The sequence below is a fragment of the Nocardioides daejeonensis genome (assembly GCF_003194585.1).
GTDB classification, from domain to species: domain Bacteria; phylum Actinomycetota; class Actinomycetes; order Propionibacteriales; family Nocardioidaceae; genus Nocardioides; species Nocardioides daejeonensis.
This window is the reverse complement of sequence record NZ_QHKZ01000004.1, coordinates 134,955-148,893: the sequence shown is the minus strand read 5'-3', so window position 1 is coordinate 148,893 and position 13,939 is coordinate 134,955. Positions and strand designations below refer to the sequence as shown.

The 13,939-nt window shown below is 69.4% G+C and carries 12 protein-coding genes; 8 read left to right on the top strand and 4 right to left on the bottom strand.

Features of this window, described 5'->3' with window-relative positions; genetic code table 11:
• Positions 1 to 30: 30 nt before the first annotated feature.
• The 4 genes from DNK54_RS11840 to DNK54_RS11825 all read left to right on the top strand — a co-directional run bounded on the left by DNK54_RS11840 (position 31) and on the right by DNK54_RS11825 (position 4,740).
• A complete protein-coding gene (locus DNK54_RS11840) occupies positions 31 to 1,428 on the top strand; it encodes a threonine dehydratase (RefSeq protein WP_239460058.1) in 1,398 nt (465 codons plus the stop codon).
• 177 nt (positions 1,429 to 1,605) lie between these two features.
• Positions 1,606 to 2,412, top strand: a complete 807-nt coding sequence (locus tag DNK54_RS11835) for a deoxyribonuclease IV (protein WP_110207186.1) — start codon at positions 1,606 to 1,608, stop codon at positions 2,410 to 2,412.
• A gap of 32 nt (positions 2,413 to 2,444) precedes the next feature.
• Positions 2,445 to 3,686, top strand: coding sequence for a lipid II:glycine glycyltransferase FemX (locus tag DNK54_RS11830; protein WP_239460057.1), 1,242 nt, complete (start codon positions 2,445 to 2,447; stop codon positions 3,684 to 3,686).
• Positions 3,687 to 3,693: 7 nt separating this feature from the next.
• On the top strand, positions 3,694 to 4,740 hold the full coding sequence (locus tag DNK54_RS11825; protein WP_110207185.1) for an alanine racemase: 1,047 nt from the start codon (positions 3,694 to 3,696) through the stop codon (positions 4,738 to 4,740).
• Positions 4,741 to 4,775: 35 nt separating this feature from the next.
• On the opposite strand, the gene DNK54_RS11820 is transcribed toward DNK54_RS11825, so the two are convergent.
• The 3 genes from DNK54_RS11820 to DNK54_RS11810 are packed head-to-tail and all read right to left on the bottom strand — an operon-like array spanning position 4,776 to position 9,140.
• The gene (locus tag DNK54_RS11820; RefSeq protein WP_110207184.1) at positions 4,776 to 5,414 is read right to left on the bottom strand and encodes a hypothetical protein; all 639 of its coding nucleotides are present in this window, start codon (positions 5,412 to 5,414) and stop codon (positions 4,776 to 4,778) included.
• An 11-nt stretch (positions 5,415 to 5,425) separates the two neighbouring features.
• On the bottom strand, positions 5,426 to 6,913 hold the full coding sequence (locus tag DNK54_RS11815) for a glycosyltransferase family 87 protein (protein ID WP_110207183.1): 1,488 nt from the start codon (positions 6,911 to 6,913) through the stop codon (positions 5,426 to 5,428).
• A complete protein-coding gene (locus tag DNK54_RS11810) occupies positions 6,906 to 9,140 on the bottom strand; it encodes a transglycosylase domain-containing protein (RefSeq protein ID WP_239460056.1) in 2,235 nt (744 codons plus the stop codon). Before DNK54_RS11810 ends, DNK54_RS11815 begins: the two co-directional genes overlap by 8 nt.
• 187 nt (positions 9,141 to 9,327) lie before the next feature.
• On the opposite strand from DNK54_RS11810, the gene DNK54_RS11805 reads away from it, so the two are divergent.
• Both DNK54_RS11805 and DNK54_RS11800 read left to right on the top strand, forming a co-directional pair.
• Positions 9,328 to 9,900 carry a PadR family transcriptional regulator gene (locus tag DNK54_RS11805; RefSeq protein WP_110207181.1) on the top strand — a complete coding sequence of 191 codons (573 nt, stop codon included), beginning with the start codon at positions 9,328 to 9,330 and terminating at the stop codon, positions 9,898 to 9,900.
• Between the two features lie 57 nt (positions 9,901 to 9,957).
• Positions 9,958 to 11,040, top strand: coding sequence for an inositol-3-phosphate synthase (locus DNK54_RS11800; protein WP_110207180.1), 1,083 nt, complete (start codon positions 9,958 to 9,960; stop codon positions 11,038 to 11,040).
• Positions 11,041 to 11,136: 96 nt separating this feature from the next.
• Here the strand turns inward: DNK54_RS11800 and rocD are convergent, their stop codons facing one another.
• A complete protein-coding gene (gene rocD / locus DNK54_RS11795) occupies positions 11,137 to 12,357 on the bottom strand; it encodes an ornithine--oxo-acid transaminase (protein ID WP_110207179.1) in 1,221 nt (406 codons plus the stop codon).
• 96 nt (positions 12,358 to 12,453) lie between these two features.
• On the opposite strand from rocD, the gene DNK54_RS11790 reads away from it, so the two are divergent.
• Entirely contained in the window at positions 12,454 to 12,810 is a 357-nt protein-coding gene (locus tag DNK54_RS11790; protein ID WP_110207178.1) for a VOC family protein, read from the top strand.
• A gap of 107 nt (positions 12,811 to 12,917) precedes the next feature.
• Positions 12,918 to 13,739 carry a DUF4839 domain-containing protein gene (locus DNK54_RS11785; RefSeq protein WP_110207177.1) on the top strand — a complete coding sequence of 274 codons (822 nt, stop codon included), beginning with the start codon at positions 12,918 to 12,920 and terminating at the stop codon, positions 13,737 to 13,739.
• The last annotated feature ends 200 nt before the right edge of the window (positions 13,740 to 13,939 follow it).

The window sequence follows — 13,939 nt, the reverse complement described above, 5'->3', positions numbered from 1 at the left end:
GGAGCACCGACCCCCAGCCGACAGGTTCCGGTGACAGAAGACGCCCTCACTCAGCAATACAGCGCCTACGGTGCGACCGTCGCAGCGGTCGCCTCCGGGGCGCAGTCGGTGTTGGGCGTGCCTGCAGGAGAGCTGCCTGGCCTGCTGGGCATCTCCGAGCCCATGCTCGCGGCGCTCGTCACCGGTACCCGGGCGCGGATCGGCAACCCGGTCGCCACGGGGCGCTTCCTGCAGCTCAAGCAGCTCATCGAGCAGGTCAGCATCGGCGCCACCGCACTCGCCGACGTACCGCTGACGCTGGCACAGATCCGGGCGTCGACGATCCCCGCGGTGCCCGGCGAGGTGACCGCTCAGGCCGTCCCGTCCCCCGTCCCGCCACCCGTGCCACCCACCGCGGCCCCGCAACCAGGTAGCGGCTCCGGCGCACCCCCGGGCGCACCCTCCGGTGCGCAGGCCGCCCCGGCGACGGCCGGTCCGCTGATCACCGCGGCCTCCCTGACGTACGCGCGCTCGGTCGTCGCCCGGCACGTGCCGGCCACGCCGACGTACCGCTGGCCGTTGCTCGAGCAGCGGCTCGGCACCGAGCTGTGGGTGAAGCACGAGAACCACACCCCGGTGGGGGCGTTCAAGGTGCGCGGCGGTCTGAACTACCTGGAGCGGCTCCGGGTGCACGGTGCGCGACCGGCCGGGCTCGTCAGTGCCACCCGCGGCAACCACGGCCAGAGCCTGGCGTACGCCGGCCGCGCCTACGGCGTGCCCGTCACCATCGTCGTCCCGGAGTGCAACAGTCCCGACAAGAGCGCCGCGATGGCCGCTCTCGGTGCCCGCGTCGTGGTGCATGGTCACGACTTCCAGGCCGCGTTGGAGCACAGCCAAGAGCTGGCGGCGGCCGAGGGGCTGACCGTGGTGCCGGCGTTCCATCCCTGGCTGGTGGAGGGCGTCGCCACGCTGGCCGCCGAGCTGCACGAGCAGGTGCAGGGCATCGACGTGGTCTATGTGCCGGTCGGGATGGGCTCCGGGATCGCTGCCCAGATCAACGTCCGTGACCTGCTCGGGCTCGCCACCGAGGTGGTCGGGGTCGTGGCCGCCGGCGCGCCCGCCCAGGCACTCTCCTTCGCCGCCGGGCGCCCGGTTGCCACCGAGCGCGCCGACACCTTCGTCGACGGTGTCGCCTGTCGGGTCCCGGACCCGGGCGCGTGCGCCGTCATCCGGGCCGGCGCCTCCCGGATCGTCGAGGTGAGCGAGGAGCAGGCGGCCGCCGCGATGCGCGAGATGTACGCCGCCACCCACAACCTCGCCGAGCCAGCGGGCTCCCTGGCGCTGGCCGGCGCGCTCGCCGAGCGCGAGCGACTCGCGGGTCGACGCGTCGCCATCGTGCACACCGGCGGCAACTGTGACGCCGAGGTCCTGCTCCGCGCCCTCGGCTGACTCCTGCTGAGCACCTTGGTCTCAGGCCCAGCGCCCGCCGGACGTCCTGCCTACTGGTGGTTCCCGCCACCGCTTCGCAGGACATCCGCCACAACGTCCTGCCTGTTGGTCGCTCTAGGCACCACATCGCAGGACGTCCGGGGAGAACACCGCGCAGCTACCTGACACGATGGGGCCATGAGCGTCGTCATCGGAGCCCACGTCGACCAGGCCGACCCGATCGCCGAGGCCGCTGCCCGCGGCACCAGCGTGATCCAGATGTTCCTGGGCAGCCCGCAGAGCTACAAGGGACCGGTCGTGGAGTACGCCGGCGGCGCGGAGGGGCTGCGCACCGACGCGGAGGCAGCGGGAGTCACCATCTATGTGCACGCTCCCTACATCATCAACGTGGCGACGACGAACAACAGGATCCGGATCCCGTCACGCAAGCTTCTCCAGCAGCACGTCGACGCCGCGGCCGAGATCGGCGCCGCCGGGCTGGTGGTGCACGGCGGTCACGTCGACAAGGCGGCCGACGATCCCGAGCTGATCGAGAAGGGCTTCGACAACTGGCGCAAGGCGATCGAGGCGACCGACCTCAAGCTGCCGGTGCTGATCGAGAACACCGCCGGTGGCGACCACGCCATGACCCGGCGGCTCGACCGGATCGCCCGCGTCTGGGAGGCGATCTCCACCGCCGAGGGTGCAGACAACGTGGGCTTCTGCCTCGACACCTGCCACGCCCATGCGGGCGGCAACGCGCTGGAGACCGTGGTCGACGACGTCCGCGCCATCACCGGCCGGATCGACCTGGTGCATGCCAACGACAGCCGCGACGACTTCGACTCGGGCGCCGACCGGCACGCCAACTTCGGCAACGGCCGCATCGACGCCGACCTCCTCGCCGCGGTGATCCGCGACGCCGGGGCGCCGGTCGTCTGCGAGACGCCCGGCGGTGCCGCAGAACACAGGGACGACTTCGCCTGGCTCCGCGAGCGGCTCTGACCCGGAGCCGGCCCGCGGGTAGCCTCGTGGCCGTGTCTTCCCCCACCACCGCCGCCCCGCTGACCGTCCGTACGGCGACGACCGCGGAGCATGAGGCGTTCCTGCGTACCCGTCGTTCGGCGAGCTTCCTGCAGACCCCGGCCTGGGCCTCGGTGAAGTCCGAGTGGCGCAGCGAGTCCCTGCTCTGGGAGCGCGACGGCGCCACGGTGGGTGCCGCACTGGTGCTCTACCGCCAACTGCCGAAGGTCAAGCGCTACCTCGCCTACCTGCCGGAGGGCCCGGTGCTGGACTGGGCCGCCGACGATCTCGCCTCGTGGCTCGACCCGATGGTCAGGCACCTGAAGCGGCGCGGTGCGTTCGCCGTACGGATGGGGCCGCCCGTGATCACCGGACGCTGGTCGGCAGCACAGGTCAAGGCCGGCATCGCCGACGAGTCGGTGCGCCGGCTCACCGAACTGCCGCCGACCGAGCGCAGCGTCGAGGGAGCGCGGGCCGTCAGTCAGCTCAACGCCCTGGGATGGCGCCACCTGGTCGCCGAGGGTGGCTTCGCCGCCGGGCAGCCGCAGTACAACTTCGTGATCCCGCTGCGGGTCTCGACAAGCTCGACCACCGGGGACAACCCGACCCCCGGAGACAACCCGCCCACCGGAGACAGCCCGACCCCCGGAGACAGCCCGACCAGCGGGGACAGCCGTCCGCGCAGCGCGGACGAGGTGCTCAAGGGCATGAACCAGCTCTGGCGTCGCAATATCAAGAAGGCCGAGAAGTCCGGCGTCGTCGTGACGGTGGGCGGCGCCGACGACCTGGCGGCGTTCCACCGTCTCTACGTCCACACCGCTGAGCGCGACCACTTCACCCCGCGCCCGCTCTCCTACTTCCAGACGATGTACGCCGCCCTCAACGGCGCCGGCGACCTGAGCGAGCTCCGGCTCTACCTGGCCCACCACGAGGGCGATCTCGTGGCGAGCACCCTGTGGATCCGCGTCGGCGGCCACGCCTGGTACTCCTACGGCGCCTCCTCCACCGAGAAGCGCGAGGTACGCGGCTCCAACGCCGTGCAGTGGCGCATGATCGTCGATGCCCTGGAGGCGGGTGCCGACGTCTACGACCTCCGCGGCATCACGGACACCCTGGATGCCGACGACGCACACGTCGGGCTGATCCAGTTCAAGGTCGGCACGGGGGGCGAGGCCGTCGAGTACGCCGGCGAGTGGGACCTGCCGATCAACCGCGCGCTCTACAAGGCGTTCACGCTCTACATGGAGCGGAGGTGACGTCACCATGAGCCTCACCCTCTACGTCGACAGCGCCCGGTTCCGCGGCAACCAGCACCTCACCTTGGGTCGGGCGCCGACCGTGGTCCCCGTCGCGAAGGGCAACGGCTACGGCCTCGGCAATGCCCGCCTCGCCGAGGAGGCGCGCCGGCTCGGCGTCGACACCCTCGCCGTCGGCACCTACGACGAGCTGCCGGCGGTCCGCGACCTCTTCCCTGGGGCGCTTCTGGTGCTCACCCCGTGGCGGCCGTTCGGCGCGGCGGCGCAGGAGCCCGATCCGCGGGTGGTGCACACCATCGGGCGCATCGACGACCTGCCAGCGCTTCTGCAGCGCGACCCCGACGCCCGCTTCGTGCTGGAGCGGATGACCTCGATGATGCGTCACGGCTTCTCCGCGGCCGGCCTGCGCGAGGCCGGGGCGACGCTCGCCGCCCATCCTGACGCCCGACTCGAGGGCGTCGCGCTGCATCTGCCGATGGGAGGCGCCTCCCATCTCTCCGAGGTGCAACGGCTGATGACGGATGTGGTTGCCGCAGACCTGCCCACGCACACGATCTGGGTCTCCCACCTCACCGACCACGAGCTCGCCGAGCTGGCCCGCTCCTGGCCGGACTACACCTTCCGGCCACGGATCGGCACCGACCTCTGGCTCGGCGACCGAGGTGCGCTCCGGGTACGGGCGACCGTGCTCGACGTCCATCCGGTGACCCGCGGCGAGGTCTTCGGCTACCGCGGTCGCTCCGCTCCCAAGGACGGCACCCTCGTCGTTGTCAGCGGCGGTACGGCGCACGGCATCGGGCTCGAGGCGCCCACCGGCGCCAGCACGATCAAGGCCCGGGCCGGCGCGATCGCCAGGGGCGGCCTGGACGCAGCGGGCTTCGTGCGCTCGCCGTTCAGCATCGGCGGCAAGCAGCGGCTCTTCGCCGAGCCACCCCACATGCAGGCTTCGATGCTCTTCCTGCCCAGCGGCTCCACCGTGCCCGTCGTCGGCGACGAGGTGGACGTGCGCGTGCGCTTCACCGCCACCACCTTCGACCGCGTCGTCTTCGACTGACCCTCGCGGCAGCACTCGACGACCGGTCGTGGTCCTCAGCCGACGATCTCGCCCCAGCTCCACCAGCCCAGCCAGACACCGGCCGCGCCGACGACGAGATAGACAAGCAGGAAGCTGTAGTCGCGCAGCACGGCGGAAGCGGCCGACGGCGGCCGTACGCCGGCAGCGGCGAGCTTGAGCGTCTCGAGGTCGGTCGGCGCGGGCTGGGGACGCCGCGCACGGACCGCTGCCTTGATGGACGGCAGACCGAGGAAGAACAGGACCGCCGGCAGCGCCATCAACCAGAACATCCCGCCCAGCAGGTAGCCGCCGATCTTGTCCCCACCGCTGCCGCGGATGCCGGAGTCGATGAAGTTCCAGCCCAGCGCACCGAAGAGGCCGCCCCACAGGAGCGAGAACAGCTCGCGGGCACCGGCGGCCATGGCGATCCCCGTACCAATGATGCAGGCGAGCAGTGAGACCGGGATCGCCACCCCGATCATCCAGGCGCCGTCCGGGCAGGGCTGCGCCGACACGTAGGGTCCGCCGTCCGCGCAGGAGCCGCCGACCGCCATCACGGCACGCATCGAGCGGAAGGCCCAGGTGATCATGGTCGCAAGCACGCAGACGCAGACGAGCACGAGCGGCAGCAGCGCCGGCTTGACCGGGCGCGGGGCCGGCAGAGTGAGGCTCACACCCTGCAGTCTTATCCGAGAACGTCCGCTTTGTGGCGATCTTGCGGAAGCTGACCGGGAGGGCAGGCAGGTTCGTAGCGGCGTACGACGTCGTGCCGGGGCCGCAGGATGTCGCGCACGACGATGCCGATCAGGTAGAGCTCACAGGCGATGCGAAGGCCGATCGCGATCCAGTAGAACCCGGGCTGGTCACCCGATCCGGGCTGGAGATAGCCACCGAGATACCACCAGACCGAGGCGAAGTAGAGGATCTCTCCCGCCTGCCAGATGAGCTGGTCGCGCCACCTCGGTCGGGCGAGCACCGCCAGCGGCAGCAGCCAGAGCACGTACTGCGGCGAGTACACCTTGTTGACCAGCAGGAACCCGGCCACGATCAGGAAGCCCAGCTGGGCCAGCCGCGGGTCCTCGGGCGCGGCGATGCCGAGGAGGAGCACGGCCAGGCACCAGCAGCCGAAGAAGATCCACGAGGCCAGGTTGATCTGATCAGCGGTGATCTGCTGCCCGGCCTGGTTGAGCACCAGCCAGATGCTGCCCAGGTCTCCACCGCGCTCGGAGTTGAAGGTCCAGAAGACCTTCCACTCCGACCAGCCGGTGACCATCGCCGGAAGGTTCACCAGCAACCAGCTCGCCGCGGCGACCAGGGTGGTGAGGGCGAAGGCCTCCCACACGTGTCGGCGTCGGCCGGCATGTGCTCGGCCCACGCCCCGGCGCAGCGCGATCACCAGGATCCCGCCGAGCAGGAACAGCGGGTAGAGCTTGGTCGCCGTACCCACTCCGATCATCAGACCGGTCAGCACGGGACGGTCCCGCGACCAGGCCCACAACGCCCCGGCGACGGTAGCGACCGCCAGCAGATCCCAGTTGATCAAGCCGTTGAGGATCAGCACCGGTGAGAGCGCGAAGAGCGCCGCGTCCCAGGGCCGTCGACGATGGGTGCGGATCAGGAACCACGTCGCGACGAGCGTCGCCGCGCCCAGCAGGACGGCAGAGACGGCCACGTAGTCGGTGCGCTCGGCGATGATGTCGGGGTCGGCGCTGAGGTCGCCGACCGCTCGCGATCCGCGTGCCACCACGTCGGGGAACCCGTGCAGGGCCTGGGTGGTCCACGCCGCCGCCCAGGCGAAGTAGGAGATCCCGACCGGGTACTCCATCACCTCGTAGCGGGCCCGGGTCTGGTCGTCGTCGGAGTAGGGCCAGCTCAGCTCCGCGAAGCCCCGCCCCACATAGAGGTAGGGCATGTCGGAGTAGCACATCCGCGCATAGCGTTGCTGGCCGTCGGACCAGTCCTCGCTCCAGCAGGGGGCCTTCTGCACCATCCCCAGGACGAAGCAGAGCGCCGCCAGCGCCAGGATCACCCGGGCCGGTGTCCACCAGCGGTGCGGCCGGGCGCGCTCGCCGACAGGCCCACCGATCGCCTCACTGAGCGAGGCGACCAGCGGATCCTCCTGGGTGGGGGCCGCCGGGCGGTCGGACGCTGCAGCCCCGGTGGTGTCAGTCACGACCCGGCGGCAGCACCTTGCGCTGGGCAGGTGTGGCGCCGCCGGTCGGCGTCGGGCAGCCGAGCAGGCCGCACGACTCGGTCGGATCCACCGTGGGCTCGTCCGTCGGGTCGACCGTGGGCTCGTCGGTCGGCTCCTCGGTCGCCGTCTCCGACGGCTCCGGCTCCTTGGAGGTCTTCGTCTCCTTCGGCGGCTTCGGCGTGTTGGTCGGAGGTGGCGGCGGCGGGACGTACTCGTGGTCCTCGTTGGGTGCCTCACCGTCGGTCCAGGCGGCGTCGGGGAGCGGGAGCACCTCCTCGCCCTCCAGCGCCTTGGACATCACCGAGGTCCACATCGCGGCTGGGTAGCGGCCACCGTAGTAGGAACCCGGCAGGACCTCCTCCAGCGACTCGTTGCCGGTGCCGCGCACCATCATCACGGCGGTGGCGAGCTGCGGGGTGTAGCCGACGAACCAGGAGCTGGAGACCTGGTCCTCGGCGTTGGTGGCGGTGCCGGTCTTGCCGCCGGCCGGGCGACCCAGCGCGCGGGCCGTCGTACCGCTTCCGGCCTTCACCACCTGCTGCAGCGCGTAGGAGACGTCGGCGTTCACGTCCTCGTCGAGCACCCGCTTGTCGGTGACCTTGTGCTGGTACTTGACCTCGCCACTGCGGTCGGTGACCCGCTCGATGACGAAGAGGTCGGCCCGTACGCCGTCGTTCGCGATCGTGGCGTAGCCGTTGGCGATGTTGATCGGGCTGACCGTCGCCGACCCCAGCGCGATGCCGGGGTTCGCGGTCAGGCCGGGCGAGGTACGCAGATTGTCGAGACCGCGGCTGCCGTCGTCACCGGGGATGCCCATGGCCTTGGCCATCTTGAGCACGTCCTTCGGTCCGTTGGGCAGCCCCATGGTGAGGTCGACGAAGGCGGTGTTGATGGAGTCTTCGGTGGCGGTGATCAGGTTGACCCGGCCGTAGTCGGTGCCGTCGCCGCCGCCCAGGTTCCGGACCGGCTTCTGCCCCGGAGCGAACTCGAAGGGCGAGTTGCCCTCGAAGGTGTCCTTGAGCGAGTAGCCCGCCGAGATGCCGGCGGCGAGTGCGAACGCCTTGAAGGTCGAGCCGGGCTGACCGCCCGAGACCGCCCAGTTGAGCTGCGACTGGAGGTAGTCCTGGCCGCCGTAGAAGCCGCGGAGCGCCCCGGTGCCCGGCTCGACGGACGCAGCGGCGATGTGCAGCCCCTTGATCCCCTCCGGCCGGCTCTCGGCGACCCCGGCAGAGGCGGCGTCCATCGCCTTCTTGGTGAGCGTGGTCGTCACCCGGAGCCCGCCGCCGTTGATCTCCTGGTCGGTGAAACCGAGGCGCAGCAGCTCCTTGCGGATCATGGTGAGGGCGTGGCCCTTCTGGCCGCCGTACGTCGTCTCCGCCTTGATGGTGGGGAACGGCGGCAGCCGCTTGGCCGCCTTCTCGGCCTGCGCGGCGCTCACGTCGCCGTTCTTGCCCATGTTGCCGAGGATCCACTGGAAGCGGCTGCGCAGCGCGTTCTTGTTCGCCTTGCCGTTGGCCGGGTCGAAGAGCGTGGGGTTGTTGATGACTGAGGCGAGCACCGCGCTCTGGCGAAGGTTCAGCTTCTTCGCGGGGACCCCGAAGTAGGCCTGGGCCGCGGCGTCGATGCCGTAGGCGCCGCGACCGAAGTAGATGGTGTTGAGGTAGCCCTCGAGGATCTGCTCCTTGCTCTGCTGCCGGTGCAGCTTGAGGGAGACGACCGCCTCGCGAATCTTCCGCTTGTAGCTCTGCTCCTGGGTCAGGTACAGGATCTTCACGTACTGCTGGGTGATCGTCGACGCACCCTGACGGTCGTTGCCCTGGGCATTGGAGAAGGCGGCGCGCAGGATGCCCTTCGGGTCGATGCCGCGGTTGGTCCAGAAGCTGCGGTCCTCGGCGGTGACCACGGCGTCCTTCACCGTGTCCGGCATCTCCGAGAGCGGGATCGAGTTGCGGTTCTGGGTGGCGTAGCGGCCGAGCTCCGTCTTGCCGTCGGCGTAGTAGACGTAGGTCGTCTCGGTCTGGAAGTCCGCGTTCGGGTCGGGGATGTCGATCGAGCGATAGAGGATGACGAAGGTGAGCACGCCGAGCAGGGTGAGCACCAGTCCGGTGATGCCGCCCCACTTGAGGGTCTTCATCAATCGGCGCTTCCAGGCCGGCTGCTCGGGCCCCTTGCTCCGGGCCGCAGAGGCCTTTCGCTTTCCGCTCAAGGTCGTGGTCCTTCGTGCGTACGCCGCGAACCGGGCCGCGGGAATAACGTGGTTTCTGCCTCGGCAAGGGTACGCGGGTCGTGACTGCGGGCGTACGACGACGAGAGACACCGCCTCGGGCACCCCGTCGACACCCCGCGTTCACCCGCGATTCACGGCCCCAGCGATATATCGGTACGATAGGTCTGTGGCAAGGCGTGGAGAGAGCATCGAGCTGGCGGTCCTCGGACTGCTGCACGAGTCACCCATGCACGGCTACGAGCTGCGCAAGCGGCTCAACCTGATGCTCGGGTGGGGGCGGCTGCTCTCCTATGGCTCGCTCTACCCGGCGTTGAAGAAGATGCTCAAGGCGAACTGGATCGAGGAGCGGACGGTCCAGAGCACCGGGTCCCTGCCCAGTCGGCGGCCCCGGATCGTCTACCAGCTCACCACGGCCGGGGAGGACGAGTTCGTCCGCCTCATGTCCGAGGTGGGGCCCAATGCTTGGGAGGACGGCAACTTCGACATCAGGTTCGCCTTCTTCGGACGAACCGACATGGAGATCCGGCTGCGGGTGCTCGAAGGGCGCCGCAGCAGGCTCCAGGAGCGGTTGGAGAAGGTGCAGTCCCAGCTGTCGATGACGCAGAAGGAGATGGACCGCTACGCGTCCGAGCTCCAGCGTCACGGTGTGGAGTCGGTCGAGCGCGAGGTCAAGTGGCTCTCCGACCTGATCAACGCCGAACGCAGTCAGCAGCCGGTGGACAAGCCCGCTCAGGGCTGAGCCACCGAGCACGAGAAGTCAGTCAGTCAGCAGGCTATACAAGGAAGAAGGGAACCCATGGGTTCGGTTCGAGTGGCAATCGCGGGGGTGGGCAACTGCGCCACCTCCCTCATCCAGGGCGTCGAGTACTACAAGGACGCTGACGCGTCGAGCACCGTCCCGGGTCTCATGCACGTCAAGTTCGGCGACTACCACGTCAAGGACGTCGAGTTCGTGGCCGCCTTCGACGTCGACGCCAAGAAGGTCGGGTTCGACCTTTCCGAGGCGATCAACGCCTCCGAGAACAACACCATCAAGATCACTGACGTCCCGCCGACCGGCGTGATCGTCCAGCGTGGTCCGACGTACGACGGTCTCGGCAAGTACTACCGGATGACGATCGACGAGTCGGACGCCGAGGCCGTGGACGTGGTCCAGGCGCTCAAGGACGCCCAGGTCGACGTGCTCGTCTCCTACCTCCCGGTGGGTTCCGAGGAGGCCGACAAGTTCTACGCCCAGTGCGCGATCGACGCCGGCGTGGCCTTTGTCAACGCCCTCCCCGTCTTCATCGCCTCCGACCCGGAGTGGGCCAAGAAGTTCGAGGACGCCGGCGTGCCGATCGTCGGCGACGACATCAAGTCGCAGGTCGGTGCCACGATCACCCACCGCGTGATGGCGAAGCTGTTCGAGGACCGCGGCGTGGTGCTCGACCGCACCTACCAGCTCAACGTCGGCGGCAACATGGACTTCAAGAACATGCTCGAGCGCGAGCGCCTGGAGTCCAAGAAGGTCTCCAAGACCCAGGCTGTCACCTCCAACCTCAACGGCCCGCTGGCCGGCAAGGTCGACGACAAGAACGTCCACATCGGCCCGTCCGACTACGTGGCCTGGCTCGACGACCGCAAGTGGGCGTACGTGCGCCTCGAGGGTCGCGCCTTCGGTGACGTCCCGCTCAACCTGGAGTACAAGCTCGAGGTCTGGGACTCCCCGAACTCGGCCGGCATCATCATCGACGCCGTCCGTGCTGCCAAGATCGCCAAGGACCGCGGCGTCGGCGGCCCGATCATCCCGGCTTCGGCCTACCTGATGAAGTCCCCGCCGGTCCAGATCGAGGACACCGAGGGTCGCGCCCAGCTCGAGGCCTTCATTCGGGGCAACTGACGTCCTGCCGCCAGGCAGGCAAGACTCAGCCTGACTGACTGAGGCGACGCCGCCACCCCCCGCCCGGGGTGGCGGCGTCGGTCATTTTCCCCCGACTCAGGGACGGAGTGCGGAGCCGAGCGCCGCAACAGCCCGGTCGAGCTCCGCCTCGGTGACGACGAGCGGCGGCGCCAACCGGACCGTCTGTCCGTGCGTGTCCTTCGCGAGTACGCCGCCTCGCATCATCCGCTCGCAGACCTCCCGCGCCGTGCCCGCCGCGGGGTCCACGTCGACGCCCGCCCAGAGCCCCACGCTGCGTACCGCGGTCAGGCCATGGCCGAGATAGGCGGTGAGCCCCTCGCGCAGGCTTTCGCCGAGCGTCTTGGCACGCAGCTGCATCTCGCCGGTGGCCAGCAGCTCGACGACGGCGAGCCCGACTGCGGCGGCCAGTGGGTTCCCGCCGAACGTCGAACCGTGCTGCCCGGGCCGCAGCACCCCGAGCACGTCGGCGTCTCCCACGACCGCACTGACCGGCACGATGCCTCCACCGAGCGCCTTGCCCAGCAGATACAGGTCCGGCGTGACCCCCACCAGGTCGCAGGCGAAGGTGGCGCCGGTGCGTCCCAGCCCCGACTGGATCTCGTCGACGATCAGCAGTACGTCGCGGGCAGCCGTCACATCGCGGACCTGCGGCAGGTAGTCGCCCGGCGGGATGATCACGCCGGCCTCGCCCTGGATCGGCTCCAGAAGCACCGCGACCGTGTCGTCGTCGATCGCCTCGGCGACCGCAGCAGCGTCGCCGTACGGCACGGAGCGGAAGCCGGGGGTGAAGGGTCCGTAGCCGGTGAAGGCGTCGGGGTCGTCGGAGAAGGAGACGATGGTGGTGGTGCGGCCGTGGAAGTTGCCGTGCGCCACCACGATGTTGGCCCGGTCGGTCGCCACGCCCTTGACCTCGTAGCCCCACTTGCGCGCGACCTTGATGCCGGACTCGACCGCCTCGGCGCCGGTGTTCATCGGCAGCACCATCTCCTTGCCGGCAAGCTCCGCGAGTGCCGAGCAGAAGGGGCCGAGAGCCGCGGAGTGGAAGGCACGACTGGTCAGGGTCAACCGGTCCAGCTGGGCATGGGCGACGGCGGTCAGTCTCGGATTGCGGTGACCGAAGTTGACTGCGGAGTACGCCGCCAGGCAGTCCAGGTAGCGGCGGCCGTCGATGTCGACGACGGTGGCGCCCTCGGCGTCGGCGATGACCACCGGAAGCGGATGGTAGTTGTGCGCGGCGTGCCGCTCGACCTCCGCGATCGCTGCGCGCTGGGCGGGGCTGATCTCCTTCTCCTCCATGAGTCGACGATACGAGCAGGAACCCGGCTTCGCCGAGAGGCGCGGACGCCCTGCAGTTCGTAGGCTGACCGCGGACCCGTTCCTTCAGGAGGACCCATGCCCACCCTCGCGATGATCACCTTCGACAGCACCGACCCACGCGCGCTCGCGGCCTGGTGGGCCACGCGCCTGGGCGGCGAGATCACGCTCGACGCCGACGGCTTCTTCTGCATCGTGACGGTGCCGGAGTGGACGACGAGCCTCGGCTTCCAACTCGTCGAGAGCCCGACGCCTGGCAAGAACCGCGCCCACCTCGACCTCGGCCGGGACGAGGGCGTCGACCGGGCGGCCAGCGTGGCCTCCTGGATCGCCGGTGGTGCCCGGCACCTGGGCGAGCGCGGCGAGGGTGACTTCCGGTGGGACACGTTCGCCGACCCGGACGGCAACGAGTTCTGCGTCAGCGGGACGCACTGACGCGGGGCTCGCCCTCGGCCGTCGCCACGCCATAGCGCCTGCCACCTTCGGTGTCGGTTCGCTCCATCCCCTATTCTGCTCCTGATAAGTAGCGAGGAAGGGGCGGGATGTCTGGTCTGCGCATCGCCGTCGTCGTCGCTCTGACGCTTGCGTTCAGCGCATGTGGACCGGAGCAGGACGGCGACCACAGCATGTCCGACCCACAAGTCCGGCAGTCGACGTCGACGGCCTCTTCAGAGAAACCGGCCGTTGATGCACCGCTCATGCCGGACGTCGTCGGGATCCGCCTGGATGTGGCCAAGAGCGACATCGAGCAAGCTGGTGTCGATGACGAGGTCGAGGTAGTCAGCGACGGCCTCTTCGGCGTGCTCAAGGAGAGCAACTGGACGGTCTGTGAGCAGCAGCCACAAGCGGGTGACCCGGTCACGACGGCCCCGCGGTTGACCGTCGATCGGTCCTGCCCGGCGCCGGAGCGGTCATCCGACCCGCCCGCCGCCGAATCAAGTCAGGCGACCCCGGAGGACGAGACCACCACGGAGCCTCCGGAGCACATCACTATCAAGAACAACAAAGAGTTCGCCACGCTCCTCACGTCGCCGACTGCGGACCGGGAGTCCTTCGCCAAGAAGTACCTCGACCGGACGGTGGAGTTCGACGCCTGGGTTCCCGAGGTCGCACCTCACGGCAACTACACAACCCGATTCGACTTCCTCCTCTACGCGGGTCGCTACCGCGGCTCGCTCGACAAGTCCGACGTCAGCGGCCCCAGCTTCAAGTTCGAGGATGTCAACTTCTCCGACCTGAACGTGAAGGGCACCGCCGACAGCGTCGGCGAGTTCGACAACCTTCGGATCGTCGCCCGGCTCGCGAGCTTCAAGTCCGAGCACGACATGTTCGTACTCGAGCCAATCTCCACTCGGGTGTATTGACCCGACTCCTACGTCTGCCCGCTCATCGATAAGGAGCCGCTATGGCCGCCAAACGTTACGGACTCGGCAACTTCCTCTTCGACATCATCATGTGCATGATCACCGCCGGCTTCTGGCTGATCTGGATCTTCATCCGCGAGATGCGCGGTCGCTGACTTCGCAGGCGCGACGAGGTCACTCGGGCACCGCGCGGTGGGCTC